General features: G+C 33.3%; 24 protein-coding genes. 9 read left to right on the forward strand and 15 right to left on the reverse strand.

Annotated features, from left to right (window positions below; translation table 11 throughout):
* Positions 1–643 precede the first annotated feature (643 nt).
* The 4 genes from KW502_RS03215 to KW502_RS03230 all read left to right on the forward strand — a co-directional run bounded on the left by KW502_RS03215 (position 644) and on the right by KW502_RS03230 (position 2,314).
* Positions 644–1,003, forward strand: coding sequence for a DoxX family protein (locus KW502_RS03215; RefSeq protein WP_219039102.1), 360 nt, complete (start codon positions 644–646; stop codon positions 1,001–1,003).
* A 3-nt stretch (positions 1,004–1,006) separates the two neighbouring features.
* Positions 1,007–1,588 (forward strand): alpha-ketoglutarate-dependent dioxygenase AlkB family protein, encoded by a 582-nt coding sequence (locus tag KW502_RS03220; RefSeq protein WP_219039103.1) that lies wholly within the window; start codon positions 1,007–1,009, stop codon positions 1,586–1,588.
* A 100-nt stretch (positions 1,589–1,688) separates the two neighbouring features.
* On the forward strand, positions 1,689–2,042 hold the full coding sequence (locus KW502_RS03225) for a SpoIIAA family protein (RefSeq protein WP_219039104.1): 354 nt from the start codon (positions 1,689–1,691) through the stop codon (positions 2,040–2,042).
* Positions 2,039–2,314 carry a TIGR03643 family protein gene (locus tag KW502_RS03230; protein WP_219039105.1) on the forward strand — a complete coding sequence of 92 codons (276 nt, stop codon included), beginning with the start codon at positions 2,039–2,041 and terminating at the stop codon, positions 2,312–2,314. The genes KW502_RS03225 and KW502_RS03230 overlap by 4 nt, the downstream gene beginning before the upstream one ends.
* A 6-nt stretch (positions 2,315–2,320) precedes the next feature.
* Here KW502_RS03230 and KW502_RS03235 read toward each other — a convergent pair whose 3' ends face one another.
* A complete protein-coding gene (locus KW502_RS03235; RefSeq protein WP_219039106.1) occupies positions 2,321–3,106 on the reverse strand; it encodes a S1/P1 nuclease in 786 nt (261 codons plus the stop codon).
* A gap of 142 nt (positions 3,107–3,248) precedes the next feature.
* Between KW502_RS03235 and KW502_RS03240 the strand changes: the two genes are divergently transcribed.
* Genes KW502_RS03240 through KW502_RS03255 form a run of 4 tightly spaced genes read left to right on the forward strand, consistent with a single transcriptional unit; the run spans position 3,249 to position 7,041 of the window.
* Positions 3,249–4,172, forward strand: a complete 924-nt coding sequence (locus KW502_RS03240) for an alpha/beta fold hydrolase (RefSeq protein ID WP_219039107.1) — start codon at positions 3,249–3,251, stop codon at positions 4,170–4,172.
* Between the two features lie 6 nt (positions 4,173–4,178).
* Positions 4,179–4,988: a Cof-type HAD-IIB family hydrolase gene (locus KW502_RS03245; protein ID WP_219039108.1), complete on the forward strand. Its 810-nt coding sequence runs from the start codon at positions 4,179–4,181 to the stop codon at positions 4,986–4,988.
* Positions 4,989–5,001: 13 nt separating this feature from the next.
* A complete protein-coding gene (locus tag KW502_RS03250; protein WP_219039109.1) occupies positions 5,002–6,267 on the forward strand; it encodes a DUF819 family protein in 1,266 nt (421 codons plus the stop codon).
* 45 nt (positions 6,268–6,312) lie between these two features.
* Positions 6,313–7,041, forward strand: coding sequence for a DUF4369 domain-containing protein (locus tag KW502_RS03255; protein WP_219039110.1), 729 nt, complete (start codon positions 6,313–6,315; stop codon positions 7,039–7,041).
* A 59-nt stretch (positions 7,042–7,100) separates the two neighbouring features.
* Here KW502_RS03255 and KW502_RS03260 read toward each other — a convergent pair whose 3' ends face one another.
* From KW502_RS03260 to idi, 5 genes are read right to left on the reverse strand one after another with little or no spacing between them, the layout of a single operon-like run.
* Complete coding sequence (locus KW502_RS03260) at positions 7,101–7,367, reverse strand: hypothetical protein (RefSeq protein ID WP_219039111.1); 267 nt, start codon at positions 7,365–7,367, stop codon at positions 7,101–7,103.
* Between the two features lie 40 nt (positions 7,368–7,407).
* On the reverse strand, positions 7,408–8,385 hold the full coding sequence (locus tag KW502_RS03265) for a type I phosphomannose isomerase catalytic subunit (protein WP_219039112.1): 978 nt from the start codon (positions 8,383–8,385) through the stop codon (positions 7,408–7,410).
* Positions 8,378–8,839, reverse strand: coding sequence for a peroxiredoxin (locus KW502_RS03270; protein ID WP_219039113.1), 462 nt, complete (start codon positions 8,837–8,839; stop codon positions 8,378–8,380). Before KW502_RS03270 ends, KW502_RS03265 begins: the two co-directional genes overlap by 8 nt.
* A 9-nt stretch (positions 8,840–8,848) precedes the next feature.
* On the reverse strand, positions 8,849–9,262 hold the full coding sequence (locus tag KW502_RS03275; protein WP_219039114.1) for a 6-pyruvoyl trahydropterin synthase family protein: 414 nt from the start codon (positions 9,260–9,262) through the stop codon (positions 8,849–8,851).
* The gene (gene idi / locus KW502_RS03280) at positions 9,262–9,774 is read right to left on the reverse strand and encodes an isopentenyl-diphosphate Delta-isomerase (RefSeq protein ID WP_219039115.1); all 513 of its coding nucleotides are present in this window, start codon (positions 9,772–9,774) and stop codon (positions 9,262–9,264) included. The genes KW502_RS03275 and idi overlap by 1 nt, the downstream gene beginning before the upstream one ends.
* A gap of 192 nt (positions 9,775–9,966) precedes the next feature.
* Here idi and KW502_RS03285 point away from each other — a divergent pair, with 192 nt between their 5' ends.
* On the forward strand, positions 9,967–11,553 hold the full coding sequence (locus tag KW502_RS03285; protein ID WP_219039116.1) for a peptide chain release factor 3: 1,587 nt from the start codon (positions 9,967–9,969) through the stop codon (positions 11,551–11,553).
* Positions 11,554–11,616: 63 nt separating this feature from the next.
* On the opposite strand, the gene KW502_RS03290 is transcribed toward KW502_RS03285, so the two are convergent.
* The 9 genes from KW502_RS03290 to rplK form a co-directional block, all read right to left on the reverse strand.
* Positions 11,617–12,318: a T9SS type A sorting domain-containing protein gene (locus KW502_RS03290; protein ID WP_219039117.1), complete on the reverse strand. Its 702-nt coding sequence runs from the start codon at positions 12,316–12,318 to the stop codon at positions 11,617–11,619.
* A gap of 11 nt (positions 12,319–12,329) precedes the next feature.
* Positions 12,330–15,191, reverse strand: coding sequence for a S8 family serine peptidase (locus KW502_RS03295; protein ID WP_219039118.1), 2,862 nt, complete (start codon positions 15,189–15,191; stop codon positions 12,330–12,332).
* A gap of 197 nt (positions 15,192–15,388) precedes the next feature.
* Positions 15,389–15,709: a DUF3467 domain-containing protein gene (locus KW502_RS03300; RefSeq protein ID WP_219039119.1), complete on the reverse strand. Its 321-nt coding sequence runs from the start codon at positions 15,707–15,709 to the stop codon at positions 15,389–15,391.
* Positions 15,710–15,760: 51 nt separating this feature from the next.
* Positions 15,761–20,062, reverse strand: coding sequence for a DNA-directed RNA polymerase subunit beta' (rpoC, locus tag KW502_RS03305; protein ID WP_219039120.1), 4,302 nt, complete (start codon positions 20,060–20,062; stop codon positions 15,761–15,763).
* Between the two features lie 77 nt (positions 20,063–20,139).
* Positions 20,140–23,952 carry a DNA-directed RNA polymerase subunit beta gene (gene rpoB, locus KW502_RS03310; RefSeq protein WP_219039121.1) on the reverse strand — a complete coding sequence of 1,271 codons (3,813 nt, stop codon included), beginning with the start codon at positions 23,950–23,952 and terminating at the stop codon, positions 20,140–20,142.
* A gap of 169 nt (positions 23,953–24,121) precedes the next feature.
* Positions 24,122–24,496: a 50S ribosomal protein L7/L12 gene (gene rplL, locus KW502_RS03315; protein WP_219039122.1), complete on the reverse strand. Its 375-nt coding sequence runs from the start codon at positions 24,494–24,496 to the stop codon at positions 24,122–24,124.
* Between the two features lie 55 nt (positions 24,497–24,551).
* Positions 24,552–25,073 carry a 50S ribosomal protein L10 gene (rplJ, locus tag KW502_RS03320; protein WP_219039123.1) on the reverse strand — a complete coding sequence of 174 codons (522 nt, stop codon included), beginning with the start codon at positions 25,071–25,073 and terminating at the stop codon, positions 24,552–24,554.
* 10 nt (positions 25,074–25,083) lie between these two features.
* Positions 25,084–25,782 (reverse strand): 50S ribosomal protein L1, encoded by a 699-nt coding sequence (rplA, locus tag KW502_RS03325; protein WP_219039124.1) that lies wholly within the window; start codon positions 25,780–25,782, stop codon positions 25,084–25,086.
* Positions 25,783–25,801: 19 nt separating this feature from the next.
* Positions 25,802–26,239: a 50S ribosomal protein L11 gene (gene rplK, locus KW502_RS03330; protein WP_219039125.1), complete on the reverse strand. Its 438-nt coding sequence runs from the start codon at positions 26,237–26,239 to the stop codon at positions 25,802–25,804.
* Between the last annotated feature and the right edge of the window lie 53 nt (positions 26,240–26,292).

A 26,292-nucleotide genomic window follows, 5' to 3' on the forward strand; every position in this document is an offset into this window, starting at 1 on the left:
AGAAACAAGACTCAAAATTTAAAAATTAGCTATTTAGCCTTAATTCGTTTTTACTGTCAATCAATACTTCAATGAACTCATATAACTTCAACCTTTAAAAAAGACTTCCGTTTTTGTCGAAAATAAAGGAGTCGAACCTTACTTATTAACTCTACAGTTAATCGCTATTCCCTAGCTTTTCTTTTCTTTAATACCTCGTTATGAACGTAGACGCTTAGCGCGTTTTGCGGGTGCAAATGTAAAACTAATTTCTAAACCTGCAATGAAAAAATAAGTTTTTTTTAGTTTTATTTTTTTTAAGTTTTTCAACTTAAAAACACATCTTCTCTATGAACTTTCGCTACCTCTAAAAGCGGATGCAAATGTAAAACTAATTTTAATTCTAGCAAGAAAAATAAAACTTTCTTTTAACCAAATCTCTAACTTAATCTAAACCCAAACTACACTCTCAATGAACATACTTCTATCTCTAAAAGCGGATGCAAATATACACCTCTTTTTCTTCCCTAAACAAACTTTTTTTAATGTTTTCTTAATTTTTATTTAATATAACTTATAATGTTTTATTAATCAATGGAGTAGAAAACTATAAATTTTGAATTGGAATTTCTTAACATATTTTTCTTATCTTTAAATTAAAAGAATGGACTATCCTTGGCATCTTTACCTCATGGCTATTATCTATGTATTAGCTGGCATTAATCATTTTATTAAACCTAAAATGTATATGAGAATTATGCCTAATTATTTACCAGCGCATAAATTATTAGTGTACTTAAGTGGAATTGCAGAAATTATTCTTGGTATTGGTCTTTGTTTTTCTTCAACTAAAAATACAGCTATTTACGGTATAATTGCTATGCTTGCTGTATTCTTTTTAGTACATTTTTATATGTTAAGCTCAGAAAAAGCTGGATCAGGCTTACCTAAATGGGTACTTATTTTAAGAATTCCGCTTCAATTTGTATTAATGTATTGGGCTTATTATTATTTAGCCTATTAGAAAATGAAAGAAATAGATTTAAAATTACCAGATTCTACTCTATTATATTATCCGAATTTTTATTCCGAAGAAAAATCGAATATTTTGTTTCAAGAGTTGATTCAAAAAATTAAATGGAAAGAAGATCAAATAAAGATTTTCGGAAAATTATACTGGCAACCTCGACTTACTGCCTTTTACGCTAATAATATCAAAACTTACTCTTATTCTTCACTAAAAATGAAACCCCTACCTTTTACTTCTACTTTACAAAAAATAAAAAGTGATATTGAAAAATTAGCGGATTTAGAATTCACTTCTTGCCTTGCAAATTTATACAGAGACGGAAAAGACAGTAATGGGTGGCATGCCGATGATGAAAAAGAATTAGGGAAAAATCCCATAATTGCTTCATTAAGTTTAGGAGCCGAGCGGAATTTTAAACTTAGACACAAATCTAACCATCAATTAAATCATAAACTCCTACTTGAGCACGGCAGTTTACTCTTAATGAAAGGAGAAACTCAACATTTTTGGCAGCACCAAATACCAAAAACTCAAAAAAAAATCGATAAACGTATTAATCTTACGTTTAGAATTCTCTAACTTTAAATATTTAAGATTTATTAACTTCTCAAAACTAAACTTTTACAGAATGTTTAAGAAAGCTATTGATTTATAAAAGATAACTTTGCTTAAAAAAGTTATGATTTCATTGGAGTGTAAAGGAAATGCAATTTATACTATAGCCGAAGAAAATCTAGACCTTGATGATTACCAACAGTTGATTCCTTTTTTAGAACGAAAAACTGATGTTAACGACTATGTAAATTGGTATTTTGAAATAAAAAATTTTGATGAATGGTCGGCAATCGATACTTGGAAAAACCTTGAAATTGATATTGATTCACAAAATCAGCTTCATAAAATAGCGATGGTTTGCAGTAAAGAATGGCAAGAATGGTTAACGCAGCTTATGAAACCATTTAAGAATACCGAAATTAAATATTTTACTCAACAAGAGAAAAAAGAAGCACAAAACTGGATAGAAAATTTATGAAAAAATTCACCGACAGAGAAATTGACAGAATTATAGAAATGGCTTGGGAAGATCGCACTCCTTTTGAAGCTATTGAATTTCAATTTGAATTAACAGAAAAAGATGTGATTAAATTTATGCAAAAACACATGAAAGCATCTAGCTTTAGAATGTGGCGTAAACGTGTACAGGGTAGAAAAACAAAACATCAAAATTTAAGGACTGATGATGTAAATACCTTTAAATCTTCAAGGCAAAAACATATCACTCACAATAGTATTTCTAAAAGGTAAATGGGTTTAAGCAAAAACATCATTTAAAAGCACAGCCAAACGAATACCGCCTTTTTGCAATTGGGCTCTAACTTGTGTAAACCAATCGTACATATAACCATAGTAAAGTTTATCACCTTCTTTAGCTGAATTATAAACTTTATTTACTAAAACTCGAGAATCCTGCGCCCAATCTACAACATCTCCTTCCTGAATTGCTTTAAGTTCTTTTTTAGTTAATTTTTTCTGATTTATAGCTAAGTCTGAATAGCTCATATCAAAAAAATTAATCATTTCACTGTCCCAAACACGGTGAAGGTTAGAGCTTTTATTAAACCATTTCACTTCTATATCATTTCCACCTTTATCTTCCGCTCTACCAACATGAAGAGGTTGATGTAAATCTCCCACTAAATGCACAAGCATCTTTAAGAAAAACTGCTTATCTTTCTTTGAAGTATGTTCGTTTTTCAATTTAGAAACACATTCTTGTATTGCCCAAATTAAATTTTCACCTAATTGATTTTCTACCTCAGCATAAGTTTTACCTTCAGGAATATTTACATAATGCCATTTGCTGTATTTTCTATACTTAGGATCACTTTTAATATCATCTCCAAAAGTTGAAACTAAAGCTAAAGATTTACCATCTAGTAATTTTTCTATTTTTCTGGCGGTTTTTCTCTTTAGATAACCTTCAGCAATTTTAGCAGTACTTCGATGACCATTCTTCCCCCAGTCTTCTTTATTGTTTGCGTGTATAGTATTGCCAAGACTTAATATAACTATCAGTAAAAATATCTTAATTTTCATTTCAATTCATTTAGAAGCCGAAAATATAAAAGTAACTCGACATATACTTATAATAAATTTTAAAATTCAACACTTATCATTTCAGTTTAAGGCTAAGGTTATTTTTTATTATAAATTTATAGCTTAAAATTAAACAGCTAATATGAAATTAAAATTTTTCATTTTCACCTTTATGTGTTTTTTCCTGACTCATGCACAAGAAAATTTTATCGCTAATGATATTAGAATTAATCGATATGTAGAAGGAACATTATTAGCACCAAGACAAAAAAATATTCCTTTAGCAATTATTATTAATGGTTCTGGCCCCACCGATCGTAATGGTAACCAGATGATGATGAAAAACGATTCTTCTAAAAAACTAGCAGAAGCTCTCTCTACACACAATATAGCTTCTTTTAGATATGACAAACGAATATTAAAAGCGCAAAAGTTAGAGACAAAAGAAGAAGATATGCGTTTTGGTGATTTTATTGAAGATGCTATTGCGGTGCTTAAAAAATTTAAAAACGATAAACAGTTTACTAGTATTTATATTATAGGTCATAGTCAAGGTTCGTTAGTAGGCATGGTGGCTGCACAAAATAATGCTGATGGTTTTATAAGTATTGCTGGTGCAGGACAACCTATAGATAGCGTAATTGTAGAACAGATTGGCAGACAAATGCCGGGATTAAAAGAAAGTGCTCGTGAATCTTTTAATGAATTGAGAAAAAAAGGAAAATCGAAAGATTTTAATCCTGGGTTAGCTTCTCTGTTTAAAAAATCTGTACAACCCTTTATGGCATCTTGGATGAATTACGATCCGCAACAAGAAATAAAAAAACTGACTATTCCTGTTTTATTGGTTAATGGTGATCAAGACCTACAAGTAAATTTAGAAGAAGCAAAAAAATTAAAAGCAGCTCAACCCAGAGCCAAATTAGTGATTATTGAAGATATGAATCATATATTTAGAATTATAGATAAAAACGACGATATTGCTAACCAAAAATCTTATAATGAACCTCAACTTCCCATTTCTAAAGAATTGGTAACACAAATTTCAAACTTCATTTTAAACTAATCCCCTATGAGCTATAAAATTGTATTTTCAGATATTGATGGAACCTTACTTAATAAGGAGAGAGAATTATCAGAAAGAACTATAAAAACCATTAAAGCTATAAAAGACGATATTCCTGTAGTACTAATTTCTGCAAGAATGCCAAAAGCAATGCGTCATTTACAGCAACAATTAGGAATAGAAAATCAACCTATTATATGTTACAACGGTGGTTTTCTACTTGTAGATGAAAAACCTGTAAGCTCTACAGCTATTCCTGTAAACACAATTCAAGAACTCGCTAAATTTAATGAAACTAACCAAGTACATTTAAGTCTTTATAATGCAGACGAGTGGCACGTACCTGCACATGACTATTGGGCAAAACGTGAAGAAAGAAATACCAAAGTAACACCTTCTATAAAACACATTCATGATGTGATGGACGATTGGGGAAAGCGTGATCTTGGTGCACATAAGATTATGTGTATGGGAGAAGAGAATAAAATTGAAAACATGTATCAGTTTTTAAAGGATAATTATAGCAATCAACTGCACGTTTATCGTTCTAAAAACACCTATATAGAAATTGCCGACAAACAAATTTCAAAACTTACAGCTATTAAATACCTATTAAAAAATCATTACAACCTATCTATTGAAGAAACCGTTGCTTTTGGTGATAATTACAATGATGTAGAAATGATTAATGGTGTTGGTCTAGGTATTGCTGTTGCCAACGCTAGAGAAGAATCTAAAGCGGTAGCCAATAAGATTACCGATGCTAGCATTGATGATGGAGTCGCTAAAAGTTTAGAAGAACTTTTTTTAACGTAAACTAAAATTATATATGGAACAAGTAGCTTTTATAGAAAATGATGCTATAGTTTTAGGAATGTTAATGCTGCTCTTAGGGGCAGTTTTTTATACCTCTTCAATAAAAACTGGCTTTTGGGGAAAATTTTATAAGTTCGTACCAGCGCTATTAATGTGCTACCTATTACCTGCAATATTAAACTCTACTCATGTTATAGATTCTGAAAATTCTCAACTTTATTTTGTAGCAAGTAGATTTCTTTTACCCGCCGCTTTAGTCTTAATGACGCTAAGTATAGATTTAAAAGCCATTTTTAATTTAGGCCCCAAGGCACTCATCATGTTTTTTACAGGAACTATTGGTATTGTAATTGGTGGACCATTGGCTATTTTGTTAATTTCTATATTTTCACCCGAAACTGTAGGTGGTATTGGTCCAGATGCTACTTGGCGAGGGCTTGCTACATTAGCTGGCAGCTGGATTGGTGGTGGCGCTAACCAAGCAGCAATGCTGGAAATTTTCAAGTTTAATCCTGAAAAATATGGCGGAATGGTTTTTGTCGATATTGTCGTTGCTAATTTATGGATGGCCATTATTCTATTAGGTATAGGTAGAAATAAAGCAATTGATAAATGGTTTAACGCTGATGCTTCAGCAATTACAGAATTAAAAAATAAAGTCGAAAACTATACGCAAAGCATTACTAAAAATCCGAGTCTTACTGATTATATGGTGATGCTAGCACTTGCTTTAGGTGCAGTTGGCGTTGCACATTTTGGAGCCGATCATATTTCTAACTTTTTAACTTCAAATTTTAAAATATTTAATAACAAGAGTTCTGCTCTTTCTTCTTTTACCTCTACTTTCTTTTGGATGATTAGTATCGCTACGCTATTAGGTATTTTACTTTCTTTTACTAAAGCTAAAAAATATGAAGGCGCAGGAGCTAGCAAAATAGGGAGTATCTTTATCTATATTCTAGTGGCTACTATAGGTATGAAAATGGACCTTACCATGATATTTGATGACCCAGGTTTAATTGCTATTGGTTTAGTTTGGATGGCTATTCATGCTACATTACTTATTGTAGTGGCTAAAATTATAAAAGCACCATTTTTCTTTTTAGCCGTTGGTAGTCAAGCCAATGTTGGAGGCGCAGCTTCTGCTCCCGTAGTAGCCGCAGCTTTTCACCCTTCTTTAGCTACAGTGGGCGTGCTTCTAGCTGTGATGGGATATGTAGTAGGAACTTGGTCTGCATACGGTTGTGCTATTTTAATGCAAATAGCTTCCGGAAATTAGTTTTTGAATAAAAAAATATGATATTTGCAGCCTTATATTAATGATATGAAAAAGTTGATTACCCTTGGTCTAATGACTATTTTTATTTTTGCCTGTGCTAACAAAGAAGCTAACTTTAAGCTTTCAGGAAAAGTTAACGGACTAAAAAAAGGAACCCTATATCTGCAACAAATAAAAGATACGCTTGTCGTTAATCTAGATTCTGTAGATGTAAATGGAGATTCTAATTACTATTTAGCGGCTAATCTTAAAGAACCACAAATTCTATTTTTATACCTAGACAAAGTAAACGGAGATAAAAATGATGATATAGTAGAGTTTTTTGCTGAAGAAGGAGAAATGATCATTAACACTTCTTTGAGAAATTTTGCCGTAGATGCTCAAGTAAGCGGCTCTAAAAATCATGAAAAGCTAAATGAATACCGAGATATCATGCAACGTTTTAATAATCAAAATCTAGATTTGATTAAAGAAAATTTTGAAGCACAAAAAGAAAATGATGAAGAAAAAATTCTAGCCGTCAATAAAAAATATGAAAATAGCTTAAAAAGAAAATATTTATATACGGTTAATTTTGCTATGAATCACAAAAATTTTGAAGTAGCTCCATACGTTATGCTAACAGAAGCATTTGATGCTAACACAAAATATTTAGATACTGTTTATAATTCTTTAGATAAAAAAGTGAGAAAATCTAAATATGGTAAAGAATTAAAAAGCTTTATTAAAGAAAGAAAAAAGCTTGATGATTTAGAAGAAAAAATAAAAGATTAAAAAGAAGTAAAGTAAAATCATAAAAAAAGCGGAACAAATTGTTCCGCTTTTTTTATTTTCTAAAGTTCGTTCACTCTTTTCACTAAATCATTAGCTTTTACTTCTAATGATTTGTTTACTTTCTTTAAGTGATCTCCTCTGTTTTCAACGTCTTTTTTGTTGATTTCTACAATAAATTCATTGAAAGAAGAAATTGCATCTTCTACTATTTGATCTGATTTTGAATGATCTTCATCTGGATTTGCAATCTGATGAATGTAAGAAGCTTCAATAATATCGCCCATTACATAATTAAGATCACGCTTTAAAATTCTTACGCTTGCCATAATTAATTATAAAATTTAATTCCGCAAAAGTAATCTAAAATCATATAGTTACCTCTAATAATGTAGATTTATTTGAAGTTAATTTAACTTGATTAAAACAAGCAGGGATTAGTAGTGTTTCACCGGCATGTAATGTTTCACTAAAATTATCTACATCTACTTGAGTTTCTCCTTCAATATTCATTAAAATCACAAAACTATCGGTTGCTGTATAATCTAAATGTAAGCTTTTAGATAGTTGAAGCTGTTTGGTGATAAAATATTGATTCTCTACTAAAGAAGTTTTTTCATTCTCTGTAGCCGAATAATTTACTTTATATTCGTTATTTGCTTCAAAATCTATGGCTTCTTTGGCTTCTTCTGTATGTAAATCACGCTCATTACCTTCGTTATCTTTACGGTTATAATCGTAAACGCGGTAAGTTATATCTGAAGTTTGTTGTATTTCTGCTAATACTACTCCTTTACCTATAGCGTGTATTAAACCTGGTTTAATAAAAAAGGTATCGCCAGGCTGCACTTCTTCAAAATTTAAAATTTCTTCAATAGTATTTTCTTGTAACGATTGGTTATAATCATCTACGCTCACTCCATCTTTAAAACCAACAATTATTCCGCAGTTTTTATCGGCTTGCATAATGTACCACATTTCAGTTTTACCAAAAGAATTGTGTCGTTCTTTTGCTAAAGTATCGTCTGGATGTAATTGAACTGATAAATTTTCTTTAGCATCAATAAATTTAATAAGTAAAGGAAATTTATTTTTAAAACGCTTATAAATTGTTTCCCCTACTAATTGTGCTTGATATTCTTCTAGCAATTCTTGTAATGACTTTCCTTTTAAACTACCATTTGCTACAATTGAGCAGTCGCCTTTTACATCACTAATTTCCCAACTCTCTCCTATTTGAGTTCCCTTTGAATCTTTATGAAGATAATTTTTTAGCTTTTCACCACCCCAAATTTTTTCTTTGAGAATGGGTACAAATTTTAATGGATGTAATTTATGGCTACTCATTGCTTATTTTTTTTACCGTCTCTAAAGCTTTTTCCATATGTTGGGAAGCACTAAGACTATTAAACTTAAATTTTATAATTCCGTTTTTATCAATCACAAAAGTTTCTCTTCCTGGGATTAACCCTAATAAGTGACCCTTTACACCAAATTTCTTTCTAATATCTTCTGTAGGATCTGAAAGAAAAGTATACGGTAATTGGTGTTTTTTACTAAATTTTTGATGTGACTCTACAGAATCTGAACTTATCCCTACTACTTCTGCTCCTAATTTTTTAAATTCTTCGTAGCTATCTCTAAAACTACAGGCTTCTTTAGTACAGCCAGGAGTAAAATTTTTAGGATAAAAATAAATTACTAATACCTTATCTCCTATTACCTTGTTAGATTTAAAAAGATTTCCTTCATGATCTGTAAGAGTGAATGATGGTATTTTATCGCCTATTTTAAGTTTCATAAATTATGATTAACCGTTATAAGTTACAAAATTTCTAGGAGTTTCATATAATGTAATTTCTAATGATAAGTTAGAATTAATTTCATCTCTTAATCGTTTCCAAATGACCATAGAAATATTTTCTGCGGTAGGATTTAAGTTTTTAAATTCTTCAACTTCAATATTTAAATTTTTATGATCAAAATGGTTTTCTATTTTTTGATAAATTAAATTCTTCAGCAATTTCATATCCATTACAAAACCGGTCTCTTGATCTACAGCTCCGGTTACAGAAACGATAAGTTCATAATTATGACCGTGATAGTTGGGATTGCTACATTTACCAAAAACTTGTTCGTTTTTTTCATCGCTCCATTCTTTTTTAAATAAACGATGTGCTGCATTAAAATGAGCTTTTCTACTGACTGTAACTTTATTACCCATTATTTAATTGAATTATAATGCTTATCGAAAATAATTTTAAACCAAGCGGTATAGTTAGAAGGGTTTTCTTTTAAGTCTTTCTTTACCTCTTCTAAGTTCATCCATTTCCAAGCGGCAACTTCTGCAGGGTTTATCGTTGGCTCACCATTATATTTACCTATTAGAATATAATCGTATTCGTGCTCGCTTAAACCATTATCAAAAGGAGCTTTATAAATAAAAGAAATGGTTTCTTCTAGATCTGTTGTAAAGCCCATTTCTTCCATTAATCGTCTTTTACCTGCGTCTATATTGGTTTCTCCCTCTCTTTGATGGCTACAACAGGTGTTGGTCCATAAACCAGGAGAATGATATTTTGATAAGGCACGTTGCTGAAGCATTACTTCACCTTGATCGTTATATACAAAAACAGAAAATGCACGATGTAATAAAGCTTTTTCGTGAGCTTCAATTTTTTCCATTAAGCCAACTTGCTCATCTTGTTCGTTAACAAGGATAACTTTTTCTTCCATAGCTTTCAAAGCTACAAAATCAATTATAAATTTCTTAATTATTCATTTACTTATCTTTCTTTTTATAGTAAGAAAATTAATATTTAATGACCTAAACCCCTAAATTGAAACCTTCAAAATATACTCTTAGTAACAGTTAGATTAATTTTTTTTAAAACTTGTTAAGGTACAAGAAAACAATATCTTTGCAGCATGAGTTTTATAGAAGAAATAAATAGAAGAAGAACGTTTGGTATCGTTTCTCACCCCGATGCCGGTAAAACAACGTTAACAGAAAAGTTGTTACTTTTTGGTGGAGCTATTCAAGAAGCTGGAGCGGTAAAGTCTAATAAAATTAAAAAAGGAGCTACGAGTGACTTTATGGAAATTGAACGCCAGAGAGGAATTTCTGTCGCTACCTCTGTATTAGCTTTTGAATATCGTGATATAAAGATAAATATTTTAGACACCCCTGGCCACAAAGATTTTGCTGAAGATACATTTAGAACATTAACTGCTGTAGATAGTGTAATTGTAGTAATAGATGTTGCTAAAGGTGTAGAGGAACAAACCGAAAAACTTGTTGAAGTTTGTAGAATGCGAAAAATACCGATGATCGTTTTTATTAATAAAATGGATCGTGAGGGTAAAGACGCATTTGATTTATTAGATGAAATTGAACAAAAACTAAACCTTACTGTTTGCCCTTTAAGTTTCCCTATTGGTATGGGCTACGATTTTAAAGGAATTTACAACATCTGGGAAAAAAATATTAATTTATTTACCGGTGACCCTCGAAAAGATATTGAAGAAACAATTGAAATTTCAGATTTAAGTTCTTCAGATTTGGATGATTTAATTGGTGAAAAAGCAGCCAACACACTAAGAGAAGAGATAGATTTAACACAAGGAGTTTATCCAGATTTTGATAAAAATGCTTACCAAGCAGGAGATTTACAACCTGTATTTTTTGGTTCTGCTTTAAATAATTTTGGAGTTAGAGAATTATTAGATTGCTTTGTAGATATAGCTCCTTCGCCTCGACCTAAAGAGAGTGATACGAGAATTGTAGAGCCTAAAGAAAAAGGGTTTACTGGCTTTGTATTTAAAATTCACGCTAACATGGATCCTAAACACCGTGATCGTTTGGCGTTTATTAAAATTGTTTCGGGAAAATTTGAAAGAAATGTACCGTATTTACATGTAAGGCATAATAAAAAATTACGATTTAGCAGTCCCAATGCTTTTTTCGCTGAAAAGAAAGAAATTGTAGACACATCTTACCCTGGTGATATTGTAGGTCTTCATGATACTGGTAATTTTAAAATTGGAGATACTCTTACCGAAGGTGAAATTTTAAATTATAAAGGTATTCCTAGCTTTTCACCAGAACATTTTAGGTATATTAATAATGCCGACCCTATGAAGTCTAAGCAATTAGAAAAAGGTATCGATCAGTTAATGGATGAAGGAGTGGCACAATTATTTCGATTAGAATTAAATAATAGAAAAGTTATTGGTACGGTTGGTGCGCTTCAATATGAAGTAATTCAATACAGATTAGAGCATGAATATGGTGCCAAATGTACCTACGAACCCCTAAACGTACACAAAGCTTGTTGGGTAGAACCTGAAAATGAAAAGAGCGAAGAGTTTAAAGAATTTAAAAGAGTTAAGAATAAATACTTAGCTAAAGACAAACGAGGTCAATTGGTATTTTTAGCAGATTCTATGTTTAGTTTGCAAATGACTGAACAGAAATACAAGAATATTAAATTCCATTATACTTCTGAGTTTTAATTTCAGAAAAACACACACAAAAAAATCCGAAGCTAAAAACTTCGGATTTTTATTTACTAATATTTACTTTTTAACAATTTTCTTTAAGCTTTGCCCAATTTCACTTTCAATTTTCACAAAATAAACACCTTTTGAAAGTTGTGAGACGTCATAATTAGTTTGACTTTCCTTAAAACGCAACACCTCTTTTCCGTTAACAGAAAAAACACGAATAGATTTTATTTTTTCGCCTGAACTCATTTCTACTTGAAAGCTGTTTGCCGTAGGATTAGGGTAAAGGCTAAACGCTACTTTTTTCTTACCCCGCACCGCAAGTTGTTGGTTACGGTAAATAGCTTGATCTCCATTAGCATTGGTAATTGTTAACACAATATAATTGGGTTGGGTGGTAAAAGTGTAAGAAAAAGGGTTGGATATAGTATTAATGCTTAATATTAACTCATGAAAAAAAAAATCATCATATTCTACAACATATTGCGGCAACCCGTCACAATCCAAAGGTGTACCCGCATCATTAATATTAAAAGTTTGATTTTGACTATAGATTAGTGTTCCCTCAATGGGGTAACAAGGAGCACTAAGTAAATAATCTGCACTGTTAGAAAAATCTGCATTATAATTATTTTCAAATTCACTGGGAACCAAAAAATCTGCATTGTTAATGATAATTTTCTCCAGATACCACGTATGATCTTCTAGAGGAGCTACTTGTGCAAAACTATTAAAGCTTAGCATACAAATTATTAGTTTTATAATTGTTTTCATGATTTTATTTTTTACTGAATTATTAGATTTTTAGTTTCGATGATTTCGCCGTCACAAGAAAGAGCAACCACATAGATTCCTGGAGTATATGTGGAAACATCTACATTCAAATCGGGATTATTTACGTTTAATATATAGTTGTTACTTACAGCGGTTTGTATGGAAGTAATACTAATGTAACCTGAAACAGCACCCTGTGCTTCATACGTTACCAGTACTTGGTCGTTGGCAGGGTTCGGGCTTAAACTTTCAAGTTTATAGGGGCTTTCACTATTTACGCTAGTATAATCTTTATGTCCGTCACTATCTGCAATAATTTCCAACTTATATTCTTGCGCTATAGGGTCCGTTACAGTTAATTGTACTCCCATATGTACTAATTCTCCCTGTTCATCATACCAATTGTAGATAGCATTTTCATTGATAGAAATAGCTTTTAATGTAGTCGTATTGTTAATTCTTTCACGTTCTCCTTCTGCTTCAAAATCAGGTCTTGATACATCCCTTCTAACATTGAAGGTAAAGCCTCCTTTACTTTCATCACGAGATACATCATACTGTTCTATATGTAACTCAAAATTATCTTGAGAATCTACTTCATCAGTTAAAAAGTTCACTTCTAATGTAATGAGCCCTCCTTCATCAGACCCAAAAGGAACATTTGTTAATTGGGCATGGTTACCAGTAAGTAAAATACGATGCTTTTCTTTATTAACTATTTCATAGTTTCTCCCTTCTCCACTATTTCTTAACCAATTATCCCAAATCGTCTCATCTAATTCTATAGAGATTTCTGCCTGCTTCCAGATGTTGGTATTGTTAGCTCCAACCGTAAAAAAATTAAAGTCTACAACTGTAGGCGTTTCTGAAAAATAATTACCTGCGGTAATGGTTCCTTTTGGACCACCGCTTACATTAAGTACCGTGGTATTTTTATAGGCTATATTGTTATTGTTACGGGTATTGGTAGATACATTGGTAACTTCTGTAAAGGTCATAGGATCATTAGGTGCTTCTATCCTTGCCAAGAAACAGAACATCCAAGGTTTGGTGAAATTTCCGTTATTTTCATAATCATCTGGGTTATGTGGTTGCCATTCAAATTCAAGAATGGTAGATTCCCCAGGGGCTAATACAGGTATATTTTGTGCTCCAACATCATTGCCTATAGGCAAATTATTTTGCGTAGCTCCTGTACTCCAAACCACAGGCCAAGTTTGAGAAACACCTCCTTTTGCCCAGTATAGTTTTAACTCTTCTGTACCTAGGGAGGTTTCACAGCTGTTATTGGTTACTTTTACATATACGTATACGGGCGTTTGGTTGCTCACATAATGTAAATCTTGATGTTCTTGTACCAAATGACCGTCAGGTTGGTTACGCACCCAGATATCGGGACTGTTCCAAATAGGGTTGGTCACTGTATCTGGTTCTATACCAAAGTCATCATCAGAATTTTGCATCATCAAATCCAATCCTGCTGTGGGGTTGGCTAAACATTTTGCCTGTAGAACCGCTGCATAGGCATTTACCCTACCTGCACCTAACATATCAATATAGGGTTGGTTTTCAGGGATCTGGTAAATATCTACAGCAGTATCCATTAAAATTTGTTTTACTTGGTCTGGGGTTATATTAGGGTTTACATCATACATTAAAGCAGCAATACCACAAACAAAAGGACCAGAATAAGAAGTTCCAAACCCTGTAGCATATTTATTATCTAAATTCGTAGAAGGAATACCATAGCCCGGAGCCACAATATCTATTTTGTCGTTATGGGTAAAAGTGTAATAGTCATCGCCAATAACAAACTCATGCACATCCTTCCAGCCCCAAGCATTACCGTTGGAATCAGTATATCCGTATGGATTATTATGTCCTACGGTGCCTACAGAAATCACATGATCATAAGATGCTGGATAAGCGTAGCCTTGATGGCCTCCGTTAGCATCAGGGCAGTAATTTTTCCAATTACCATTGCCGCCAGCAGTAATTACAGTCACTCCATATTGCTCCCAAATTTCTTTATAGACTAATGCATTTGCTTGTATATAATTACAACTTTCTAATTTGCTATGGGTAATAACCTTAACGTTTGGATGATTTTGTACTATATATAAAAGACTCATCGGTAAAGGTCCTGCGTTTGGAAAATTAGGATCGGTAGATGTATTTGACGATCCTCCATTTGAAGTAACCATACTCGTATTGTAGCCTATAGAGGCAATACCAATACCGTTATCTGTGTCTGCTGCTGCACACCCAGCCACCTTGGTACCATGCCAAGTTGTGCTGCTACCTGGGTTAGAAGGTATGGAGCCATAATGTTGGGAAATTTTATTAACTAGGTCAGGATGGTTTGGGTTTATACGACTATCTCTAATACCAATTGCGATGTTAGGATTTCCTGTAGATAGGTTCCAAGCTTGTTTTGCATTTACTAAATCTAAATGTGCATACGAGCTTGCAGGTAAACTTATAGTTGACCCCTGTGAAGTTACTCCCTGTGTAGGTATATTGGCATTAGATATATAATCATCTGGTATGCTTAACTCTTCAAAGTCTTGGGTTCCCAAAAAGTCGGCATAGGGTATATCTTCAAAAGCATAGAAACTATTGACTAATGTATCAGAGGTTACCCCAACATAGTACATACGTTGAAGACGTTCGGTCAAAGCTCCAGGGAATGCTTTTTTAAAAACATATACAGTTTGGTTATTAATAAATGAATTGAATTCATTATTCTCAAAAGTTAAGGTTAAAACCTGACTTTCTCTATCTCTAGTTTTACTGAGTGGCTCTAAATCTCCAGCTTCTTTTTCTTCTACATAATAGTAATAAACTTCTGGGTAAGTTTCTTGTGCCCACATTACTGAACTAGCTAATGTAAGTAAGTAAGTAAGTAATTTTTTTCATAATTTATTGGTTTGGTTAATGTTATAAAGCTATGATTAAAATATCACTAACGCAAATCATTTTTTATTTCAGTGATAGATACCGGTCTTGTATATATTATGATTAAATAGTATAAAAAAACTCCGAAGCTTTCACTTCGGAGTTTTCAGTTTTATGCCTGACCAGTTGGGCCAAAATTTAATGGAATTGGCGGTTTGTCGTAATCTTTGATTTCACCGTGAGCCTTTTCAAAACGATTTATATTATCTCCTAACGCTTTTAATAAACGCTTGGCATGCTGCGGAGTTAAAATAATTCTTGATTTCACTTTGCTCTTTGGTGCACCTGGCATAATATTTACAAAATCTACCACAAACTCAGAAGCTGAATGATTAATAATAGCCAAGTTACTATAAGTACCTTGTGCTGTTGCTTCATCTAATTCTATATTCAGTTGCTTCTGATTATTTTTTTTATCTTTTTCTTCACTCATAATATGCTGTATAAAAGAAAAACCCGACTATTACTAGTCGGGTTTTAAATATTAATTGTAATTAACTTCTTGTTTTTCTTCCATCATCTCATCAAACTCTTCTTTAGAACCTACGATTATATTTTCGTATTCTCTTAAACCTGTTCCTGCAGGGATTCTATGCCCAACAATTACATTTTCTTTAAGACCTTCTAAAGTATCTACTTTACCACTTACAGCTGCTTCATTCAGTACTTTTGTAGTTTCCTGGAATGATGCTGCAGAGATAAATGATTTAGTTTGAAGTGATGCTCTGGTAATACCTTGTAGTATTGGAGTTGCCGTTGCCGGTTGCACGTCTCTAGCGTTTGCAAGATTTTTATCTTCTCTACGTAAAATAGAGTTTTCATCTCTTAACTCACGAGCCGTAACAATTTGTCCTGGTTTTAAGTTTGCACTATCACCAGCATCTTCAATTACCTTTTTACCAAAGATATCATCATTCTCTTCAATGAAATCTGCTTTATGTATTAACTGATTTTCTAAGAAAATTGTATCGCCTGGATCTTGAATTCTAACTTTACGCATCATTTGACGTACTACAACCTCAAAGTGCTTATCGTTAATTTTCACCCCTTGTAAACGATATACTTCTTGAACTTCATTTACTAAATACTGTTGTACAGCACTTGGCCCTTTAATATTCAAGATATCTTCTGGAGTAATAGAACCGTCTGACAAAGGCATTCCCGCTCTTACATAATCATTTTCTTGAACTAAGATTTGGTTAGAAAGTTTAACTAAATACTTTTTAACTTCACCTAATTTAGATTCAACGATAATTTCACGGTTACCACGTTTAATTTTACCGAAAGAGACCACACCATCAATTGCACTTACTACAGCTGGGTTTGAAGGATTACGTGCTTCGAATAACTCTGTTACACGAGGAAGACCTCCAGTAATATCCCCTGCTTTAGCAGATTTACGAGGAATCTTAACTAAAATTTTACCAACTTTAATTTTCTCTTCATCATCTACCATTAAGTGAGCACCTACAGGTAAGTTATAAGAACGAATAATCTCATCCTTTTTACCCATAATTAATAATGTAGGGATTTTTTTCTTGTTTCTAGATTCAGAAATTACTTTCTCTTGGAAACCAGTTTGCTCATCTGTTTCTACTTGATAAGTTACACCTTGTTCAATATTATCAAACTTGATCTTACCTGCAAATTCTGAGATAATAACTCCGTTATATGGATCCCATTGGCAGATAGTATCTCCTTTTTTAACCTTGTCTCCTGGTTTAATAAATAATTGAGCTCCGTAAGGGATCACATTATTACTTAATGTAATACCTGTATTAGGATCTACAACTTTTAATTCTGAAGTTCTTGAGATCACAATTTCAGCTTCGCTACCATCTGGAGCTTCACCTTTAACTGTTTTAAGATCTTCAATCTCTCCTATACCATCAAACTTAGTTACTAATTTATTTTCTTCTGAAATGTTTCCTGCAATACCACCCACGTGGAAGGTACGTAAGGTTAACTGTGTACCAGGCTCTCCAATAGATTGCGCAGCAACAACACCTACAGCTTCACCTTTTTGTACTGTTTTACCAGTAGCAAGGTTACGACCGTAACATTTCACACAAATTCCTTTTTTAGCTTCACAAGTTAATGCAGATCTAACTTCTACAGAATCTAAAGCTGAAGCTTTTACTTTTGAAACAATAGCATCGGTAATTTCGTCTCCAGATTTTGCAATTAGTTCTTGCGTGATTGGATCTACAATATCATTAAGTGCTGTACGACCTAAAATACGCTCCCCAAGAGATTCTACTATCTCTTCGTTTTTCTTAAGCGCTTTCATTTCGATACCTCTTAATGTACCACAATCTTCTTCACCTACAATTACATCTTGTGAAACATCTACTAATCGACGTGTTAAGTAACCTGCATCTGCCGTTTTTAATGCGGTATCTGCAAGACCTTTACGAGCACCGTGAGTAGAGATAAAGTATTCAAGAATTGAAAGACCTTCTTTAAAGTTAGAAAGAATTGGGTTTTCAATAATTTCACCTCCACCTGAGTTAGATTTTTTAGGTTTCGCCATTAAACCACGCATACCAGTTAACTGACGAATTTGCTCTTTAGATCCACGTGCTCCAGAGTCTAACATCATAAATACTGAGTTAAATCCTTGCTTGTCTTCTCTAATACGCTTCATCGCTAATTCAGTTAAATTAGCATTGGTAGCAGTCCAAATATCAATTACTTGATTGTAACGCTCGTTGTTGGTAATAAGCCCCATATTATAGTTAGCCATAATACCTTCAACTTGCTCATTTGCATCATCGATCATCTCGTACTTTTCTTTAGGGATAATAATATCACCTAAAGAGAAAGATAAACCACCTCTAAATGCAAAACCATAACCAAGACTCTTAATTTTATCTAAGAATTCTCCTGTTTCAGGAACGCTGGTTACTTTTAAAATATTACCAATAATATCTCTTAAAGATTTTTTGGTAAGTACTTCATTTATAAAACCTGCTTTTTCTGGTACTTCTTCGTTAAAAAGTACACGCCCTACAGTAGTAGCTATAATTTGGTAAACCAACTCACCTTCTTCATTAAAGTCTTTAGCTCTTACTTTAATTGATGCGTTTAAGTCTACTTTCTTCTCGTTGTAAGCTATTTTAACTTCTTCAAAAGAGTAAAAAGTTAAACCTTCACCTTTTACAACTTCCTCTGGAGTAGATTTTTTCTCCTTAGTCATATAATAAAGACCAAGTACCATATCCTGAGAAGGAACGGTTACTGGTGAACCATTAGCAGGATTTAAGATGTTATGTGAAGCCAACATTAATAATTGCGCTTCTAGAATAGCTTCTGGTCCTAATGGTAAGTGAACCGCCATTTGGTCACCATCAAAATCGGCATTAAATGCAGTACAAACTAATGGGTGTAATTGAATAGCTTTACCTTCAATTAATTTTGGTTGAAATGCTTGAATACCCAAACGGTGAAGTGTAGGCGCACGGTTTAGTAAAACTGGATGTCCTTTAAGAACATTTTCCAAGATATCCCAAACTACTGGTTCTTTTTTGTCTATGATTTTTTTAGCAGACTTTACCGTCTTTACAATTCCTCTTTCAATTAATTTTCTAATTACGAAAGGTTTGTAAAGTTCAGCAGCCATACCTTTTGGCAAACCACATTCAAATAATTTCATCTCTGGTCCTACAACAATTACAGAACGAGCTGAATAATCTACACGTTTACCTAATAAGTTTTGACGAAAACGACCTTGCTTACCTTTTAATGAATCTGAAAGCGATTTTAACGGACGGTTAGAATCAGTCTTTACTGCTGAAGATTTTCTGGTATTATCAAATAATGAATCTACCGACTCTTGAAGCATACGTTTTTCATTACGTAAAATTACTTCAGGAGCTTTAATCTCCATTAATCTTTTAAGACGGTTATTTCTAATAATAACTCTTCTATAAAGATCATTTAAATCTGATGTAGCAAAACGACCACCATCTAAAGGCACTAAAGGACGTAATTCTGGTGGAATTACAGGTACAGCCTTCATAATCATCCACTCTGGTCTGTTCTCTCTAGTCTTATTAGCATCACGAAAAGCTTCTACAACTTGTAAACGCTTTAAAGCTTCTGTTTTACGTTGTTTTGAAGTTTCGTTGTTTGCCTTGTGTCTTAATTCGTAAGATAATTCATCTAAATCAAGACGACGTAAAATTTCAATTAAACATTCAGCTCCCATTTTAGCGATAAACTTGTTTGGGTCTGAATCATCTAAATATAGATTTTCTTGCGGAAGACTTTCTAATACATTTAAGTACTCTTCTTCAGTTAAGAAATCCATTTTCTTTAGTGGCTCTCCTTCTTCATCTTTAGCTATACCCGCTTGAATTACTACGTAACGTTCGTAATAAATAATCATATCGAGTTTTTTAGAAGGAATTCCTAAAAGGTATCCAATCTTATTAGGTAAAGAACGGAAATACCAAATATGTGCAACAGGTACTACTAAGTTAATGTGCCCAACTCTGTCTCTACGAACTTTCTTTTCAGTAACTTCTACTCCACAACGGTCACAAACAATGCCTTTATACCTAATTCTTTTATATTTTCCACAAGCACACTCATAGTCTTTTACAGGACCAAAAATACGCTCACAGAACAGACCGTCACGCTCAGGTTTGTGCGTACGGTAGTTAATAGTTTCAGGTTTTAAAACTTCACCTCTCGACTCAGATAGAATCGACTCGGGAGAAGCTAAACCTATAGAGATTTTATTAAATCTCTTTTGTGTATTCTTATCATTATTTCTTGCCATAATATATGGTGCTAAAGAATTATTGTAATTTTAAATGATAACTGTCGCCTTCAACTAAATAGCTGAAGACGATGTTATTACTCTTCTAATCTTATATCTAAACCAAGACCTTTTAATTCATGCATCAATACATTAAAAGATTCTGGCAATCCTGGTTCTGGCATTGGCTCTCCTTTTACGATAGCTTCGTAAGTTTTAGCTCTACCGATTACATCATCAGACTTCACTGTTAAGATCTCACGTAGCGTAGCTGAAGCTCCATAAGCTTCTAGTGCCCATACCTCCATTTCACCAAAACGCTGACCACCAAATTGTGCTTTACCACCTAATGGTTGTTGAGTAATTAATGAGTAAGGTCCAATAGAACGTGCGTGCATCTTATCTTCAATCATATGTCCTAATTTCAACATATAAATCACACCTACTGTTGCACGTTGATCGAAACGATCTCCTGTTCCTCCATCATAAAGATAAGTATGACCAAATCTTGGGATTCCTGCTTGGTCTGTTAAGTCGTTAATTTGATCTAACGTAGCACCATCAAAAATTGGTGTTGCATACTTCTGACCTAATTTTTGACCTGCCCATCCAAGTACAGTTTCATAAATCTGACCAATATTCATACGTGATGGTACCCCAAGTGGATTTAATACAATATCTACTGGTGTTCCATCTTCTAAAAATGGCATATCTTCTTGACGAACTATTCTAGCCACAATACCTTTGTTACCGTGACGCCCCGCCATCTTATCACCAACTTTTAATTTACGCTTTTTAGCGATGTAAATTTTAGCTAGTTTTAGGATTCCAGAAGGAAGCTCATCTCCTACAGAAATGGTAAACTTCTCTCTTCTTAGGTTACCTTGAAGATCATTCTCTTTAATTTTATAGTTGTGAATTAAATCTGCAACAAGAGTATTTATATGATCATCTGTACTCCACGTACCTTGAGTTAAATGTACATAGTCATCTACAGAGTTTAACATTTTAAGTGTATACTTTTTACCCTTTGGTAAAATATCTTCACCTAAATCATTTTTCACTCCTTGTGCAGTCTTACCTCCAACAATTGCGAAAAGCTTATCGATTAACTCATTACGAAGTTCTTCAAACTTCACTCTGTATTTGTCTTCTAATCTTGCAATATCTTCTTTATCCTGAGCACGTTTACGTTTATCTTTAACCGCTCTAGCAAAAAGTTTTTTATTGATCACAACACCATTTAATGACGGAGAAGCTTTTAAAGAAGCATCTTTTACATCGCCGGCTTTATCACCAAAAATTGCACGAAGTAATTTTTCTTCTGGTGTTGGGTCTGATTCTCCTTTTGGAGTAATCTTACCAATTAAAATATCACCAGGTTTTACTTCTGCTCCAATACGAATCATTCCATGCTCATCAAGGTCTCTTGTAGCATCTTCTGATACGTTTGGAATATCATTTGTTAATTCTTCATTTCCTAATTTAGTATCTCTAACTTCTAAAGAATACTCATCAATATGAATAGAAGTAAAAATATCTTCTCTTACTACTTTTTCTGAGATTACAATCGCATCCTCAAAGTTATACCCTTTCCAAGGCATAAAAGCAACTTTCATATTTCTACCTAAAGCTAGTTCTCCTTCTTCAGTTGCGTAACCTTGACAAAGTACTTGACCTTTTTCAACTCTATCTCCAACTCTTACGATTGGTTTTAAGTTTACAGAAGTACCTTGGTTAGTTTTTCTAAACTTGATAAGATTGTATGATTTTGAATCAGATTCAAAACTTACCATACGCTCTTCATCAGTACGGTCGTATTTTATTGTTACTTGTCTAGCATCTACATATTCTACGGTACCTGCTCTTTCAGCATTTATTAATACACGTGAATCTGAAGCTACCTGACGCTCAAGACCTGTTCCTACAATTGGAGAATCTACTCTTAATAACGGTACAGCCTGACGCATCATGTTAGATCCCATTAATGCACGGTTTGCATCATCATGCTCTAAGAATGGAATTAAAGATGCCGAAATAGATGAAATCTGGTTTGGTGCAACATCAGTAAAATGAACCTCACTTGGATCTACTACTGGGAAGTCACCTTCCATACGTGCAATAACCTTATCGGTATCTATTTCTCCATCATCTTTTAAAGGAATATTTGCTTGTGCGATTAATTTTCCTTCTTCTTCTTCAGCAGAAAAATAAACTGGTTCATTGATAATATCAAGTTTACCATTTTCTACTTTACGGTAAGGAGTTTCAATGAATCCCATTCCGTTAACTTTCGCATATACTGAAAGTGAAGAAATTAAACCAATGTTTGGACCCTCAGGAGTTTCGATAGGGCAAAGACGACCGTAATGTGTATAGTGAACATCACGAACCTCAAAACCTGCTCTTTCTCTAGAAAGACCACCTGGTCCTAATGCAGAAAGACGACGCTTATGTGTAATCTCTGCTAATGGATTGGTCTGATCCATAAATTGAGACAACTGGTTGGTACCAAAGAAAGAATTAATAACAGAAGAAAGTGTCTTCGCGTTAATTAAATCTATTGGTGTAAACACTTCGTTATCTCTTACATTCATACGCTCACGAATAGTACGTGCCATACGAGCAAGACCTACACCAAATTGTTGAGATAATTGCTCACCTACAGTTCTAACACGACGGTTAGAAAGGTGATCAATATCATCTATTTCTGCTTTTGAGTTGATTAACTCAATTAAATATTTTATAATGGTTATAATATCTTGCTTAGTAAGCACCTGCTTATCCATCTCGATATTAAGACCTAATTTTTTATTCATTCGGTAACGACCTACCTCACCTAGATTATAACGTTGGTCAGAGAAGAATAATTTATCAATAATTCCTCTTGCTGTTTCTTCGTCTGGCGGCTCTGCGTTACGTAATTGTCTATAGATGTGCTCTACCGCCTCTTTTTCTGAATTGGTAGGATCTTTTTGTAGCGTATTATGAATAATTGCATAATCGCCTGTTGAGTTATCTTCTTTATGAAGAAGAATAGTTTTAGTTCCCGTCTCTAAAATTTCCTCAATGTGATCTTTATCTAACTCGGTATCACGATCTAATACAATTTCATTTCTTTCTATAGAAACTACTTCACCTGTATCTTCATCTACAAAATCTTCGTACCAAGTATTAAGAACACGAGCCGCTAGTTTACGGCCTAATACTTTTTTAAGACCAGATTTAGAAACCTTTACTTCTTCTGCAAGGTCAAAAATTTCTAAAATATCTTTATCTCTTTCAAACCCGATTGCACGGAAAAGAGTTGTTACTGGTAATTTTTTCTTTCTATCGATATAAGCATACATTACGCTGTTAATATCGGTAGCAAATTCAATCCAAGATCCTTTAAAAGGAATAACTCTTGCTGAATATAATTTTGTTCCATTCGCATGGAAAGATTGTCCAAAGAATACTCCTGGAGAACGGTGTAATTGAGAAACTACAACACGTTCTGCACCATTTATACAGAAAGTTCCGCTAGGTGTCATATAAGGAATTGTACCTAAATACACATCTTGAACGATAGTTTCAAAATCTTCGTGCTCTGGATCGGTACAATAAAGTTTTAATCTTGCCTTTAATGGCACGCTATATGTTAACCCTCGCTCGATACATTCTTGGATAGAATAACGAGGTGGATCTACAAAATAATCTAAAAACTCTAATACAAATTGGTTACGGGTATCCGTAATTGGGAAGTTCTCCATGAAGGTATTGTATAACCCTTCATTTCCCCTTTCTTCTGATTTGGTTTCTAATTGAAAGAAGTCCTGAAATGATTTTATCTGGATATCAAGAAAATCCGGGTAATCAGGTCTGTTCTTTACAGAAGAGAAATTCAATCTTTCAGTTTGCTTTTCTAACATCTATGGACGGAATTTGAGGTTTTCAGCTTTAAAAATTAAAGTTGAAAGCACATAATTAACTTTATAAAATAACGTGCAAATATTGCACAAACGCATAAATACGCAAAAGGGTTTAGACCTTCAGGATTACATCCTGAGGCCTAAACCTAAATAATATTGCTTGTTAAGCTTACTTAAGCTCAACCTCAGCTCCTGCTTCTTCTAATTGTGCTTTTAATGCTTCAGCTTCGTCTTTAGAAACTGCTTCTTTAACTGGAGCTGGCGCACCATCTACCAATCCTTTAGCGTCTTTAAGACCTAAACCAGTAAGTTCTTTTACTAATTTAACAACAGCTAATTTAGATCCTCCTGCAGCTTTAAGAATTACATCAAATTCTGTTTGCTCTTCAGCAGCATCTTCACCACCTGCAGCTCCACCAGCTACAGCTACTGCAGCAGCAGCAGGCTCAATACCATATTCTTCTTTTAAAATATCAGCTAATTCATTAACTTCTTTTACTGTTAAGTTAACTAATTGCTCTGCGAAATCTTTTAAATCTGCCATTTTCTATCGTTTTAAAATGTTTTATTTATAATTATTAAAAAGTGCGTACTATTTTCTAACTTTCTTTTTCAGAAAGCGTTTTTAAGATACCTGCAATTTTACCGCCACCAGATTTAAGTGCTGAAATAACATTCTTAGTTGGTGATTGCAATAATCCGATAATATCTCCAATAACCTCTTCTTTAGATTTAATGCTAGAAAGAGTTTCTAAATACTCATCTCCTACATAAATTGCTTCATCAATAAAAGCTCCTTTAAGAATTGGTTTTTCGTTCTTTTTTCTAAATTCTTTGATTACTTTAGCTGGTGCGTTACCAGTTTCAGAAATCATAATAGATGTATTGCCTTTTAAAGTTGATGGTAACTCACCGAATTCTTTTTCAGAAGCTTCCATCGCTTTTGCTAGCAATGTATTTTTAACTACCGATAATTTGATATCTGCTTTAAAACAAGCTCTTCTTAAATTAGAAGTTGTGCCAGCATCTAAACCAGAAATATCTGCTAAATAAATCGTTGAAGTATCAGCTAACTGGGCAGTTAAATCTTTTATTACTTGTGATTTTTCTTCTCTTGTCATAATAATTTAATTATTGCTCAGTAAACCTTTTAGTATCAATTTCAACACTCGGGCTCATAGTACTAGACATATGTATACTTTTAATATAAATACCTTTAGCAGCCTGAGGTTTCAATTTTACAAGCGTAGTTAATAATTCTCTTGCGTTACCTGCAATTTTTTCAGCATCAAAAGATGCTTTACCAACTGCTGCATGAACTATACCAGTTTTATCAACTTTAAAGTCAATTTTACCAGCTTTCACATCAGATACTGCTTTCGCAACATCCATAGTAACTGTACCAGTTTTTGGGTTTGGCATTAAACCTCTAGGACCTAATATTCTACCTAAAGGACCTAATTTACCCATTACACTAGGCATTGTTACAATAACGTCTACATCTGTCCAACCACCTTTAATTTTCTCAAGGTATTCATCAAGACCAACGTAATCTGCACCAGCATCTTTAGCTTCTTGTTCTTTATCAGGAGTTACCAAAGCTAAAACTTTCACATCTTTACCAGTACCGTGTGGTAATGTAACCACACCTCTAACCATTTGATTAGCTTTACGTGGATCTACATTTAAACGAACTGCTAAATCTACAGAAGGATCAAAGTTTACACTAGATATTTCTTTTATTAAAGCAGAAGCTTCAGCTACAGTATACAACTTAGAATTATCAAGCTTAGCCTGAACTTCTTTTTGCTTTTTTGTTAATTTTGCCATTTCTTAGTTTCTTTTTAGATTAAAATGGTGCATCACCTTTTACTGTTATTCCCATAGAACGTGCTGTACCAGCAACCATCTTCATAGCAGACTCAACAGTAAATGCATTAAGGTCTTGCATTTTATCTTCTGCAATCGCTTTTACCTGATCCCAAGAAATACTCGCTACTTTCTTACGGTTAGGTTCTCCTGAACCCTTTTTAGTTTTTGCTGCTTCCATAATTTGAACAGCTGCTGGAGGAGTCTTGATTACAAAATCAAAAGATTTATCCTTGTATACTGTAATAGCAACAGGTAAAACTTTTCCTTGTTTATCTTGAGTTCTACCATTGAATTGCTTACAGAATTCCATGATATTTACCCCGGCAGCACCTAAAGCAGGTCCAACTGGTGGAGACGGGTTAGCCGCACCTCCGCGCACTTGTAATTTTACAACCTTACTTACTTCTTTTGCCATTTTTTAAAAATTTAATTTGAATTATTAATTAAAAAAGTGGAAGCATTAATAAC

Origin of the sequence: Mesonia aestuariivivens (genome assembly GCF_019311235.1) — a bacterium.
Lineage (GTDB): Bacteria > Bacteroidota > Bacteroidia > Flavobacteriales > Flavobacteriaceae > Mesonia > Mesonia aestuariivivens.

Excerpts from the sequence above, each read along its gene's own strand:
- KW502_RS03295 (WP_219039118.1), bottom strand. The coding sequence starts at position 15,191 with ATGTGGGCACAAGAAACTTACCCAGAAGTTTATTACTATTATGTAGAA.
- KW502_RS03250 (WP_219039109.1), top strand. The coding sequence starts at position 5,002 with ATGGAACAAGTAGCTTTTATAGAAAATGATGCTATAGTTTTAGGAATG.
- KW502_RS03285 (WP_219039116.1), top strand. The coding sequence starts at position 9,967 with ATGAGTTTTATAGAAGAAATAAATAGAAGAAGAACGTTTGGTATCGTT.
- KW502_RS03215 (WP_219039102.1), top strand. The coding sequence starts at position 644 with ATGGACTATCCTTGGCATCTTTACCTCATGGCTATTATCTATGTATTA.
- KW502_RS03225 (WP_219039104.1), top strand. The coding sequence starts at position 1,689 with ATGATTTCATTGGAGTGTAAAGGAAATGCAATTTATACTATAGCCGAA.
- KW502_RS03245 (WP_219039108.1), top strand. The coding sequence starts at position 4,179 with ATGAGCTATAAAATTGTATTTTCAGATATTGATGGAACCTTACTTAAT.
- KW502_RS03300 (WP_219039119.1), bottom strand. The coding sequence starts at position 15,709 with ATGAGTGAAGAAAAAGATAAAAAAAATAATCAGAAGCAACTGAATATA.
- KW502_RS03270 (WP_219039113.1), bottom strand. The coding sequence starts at position 8,839 with ATGAAACTTAAAATAGGCGATAAAATACCATCATTCACTCTTACAGAT.
- KW502_RS03265 (WP_219039112.1), bottom strand. The coding sequence starts at position 8,385 with ATGAGTAGCCATAAATTACATCCATTAAAATTTGTACCCATTCTCAAA.
- rplJ (WP_219039123.1), bottom strand. The coding sequence starts at position 25,073 with ATGACAAGAGAAGAAAAATCACAAGTAATAAAAGATTTAACTGCCCAG.
- KW502_RS03230 (WP_219039105.1), top strand. The coding sequence starts at position 2,039 with ATGAAAAAATTCACCGACAGAGAAATTGACAGAATTATAGAAATGGCT.
- KW502_RS03220 (WP_219039103.1), top strand. The coding sequence starts at position 1,007 with ATGAAAGAAATAGATTTAAAATTACCAGATTCTACTCTATTATATTAT.
- idi (WP_219039115.1), bottom strand. The coding sequence starts at position 9,774 with ATGGAAGAAAAAGTTATCCTTGTTAACGAACAAGATGAGCAAGTTGGC.
- rpoC (WP_219039120.1), bottom strand. The coding sequence starts at position 20,062 with ATGGCAAGAAATAATGATAAGAATACACAAAAGAGATTTAATAAAATC.
- KW502_RS03290 (WP_219039117.1), bottom strand. The coding sequence starts at position 12,318 with ATGAAAACAATTATAAAACTAATAATTTGTATGCTAAGCTTTAATAGT.
- KW502_RS03275 (WP_219039114.1), bottom strand. The coding sequence starts at position 9,262 with ATGGGTAATAAAGTTACAGTCAGTAGAAAAGCTCATTTTAATGCAGCA.
- rplL (WP_219039122.1), bottom strand. The coding sequence starts at position 24,496 with ATGGCAGATTTAAAAGATTTCGCAGAGCAATTAGTTAACTTAACAGTA.
- KW502_RS03240 (WP_219039107.1), top strand. The coding sequence starts at position 3,249 with ATGAAATTAAAATTTTTCATTTTCACCTTTATGTGTTTTTTCCTGACT.
- rplK (WP_219039125.1), bottom strand. The coding sequence starts at position 26,239 with ATGGCAAAAGAAGTAAGTAAGGTTGTAAAATTACAAGTGCGCGGAGGT.
- KW502_RS03235 (WP_219039106.1), bottom strand. The coding sequence starts at position 3,106 with ATGAAAATTAAGATATTTTTACTGATAGTTATATTAAGTCTTGGCAAT.
- KW502_RS03260 (WP_219039111.1), bottom strand. The coding sequence starts at position 7,367 with ATGGCAAGCGTAAGAATTTTAAAGCGTGATCTTAATTATGTAATGGGC.
- rplA (WP_219039124.1), bottom strand. The coding sequence starts at position 25,782 with ATGGCAAAATTAACAAAAAAGCAAAAAGAAGTTCAGGCTAAGCTTGAT.
- KW502_RS03255 (WP_219039110.1), top strand. The coding sequence starts at position 6,313 with ATGAAAAAGTTGATTACCCTTGGTCTAATGACTATTTTTATTTTTGCC.
- rpoB (WP_219039121.1), bottom strand. The coding sequence starts at position 23,952 with ATGTTAGAAAAGCAAACTGAAAGATTGAATTTCTCTTCTGTAAAGAAC.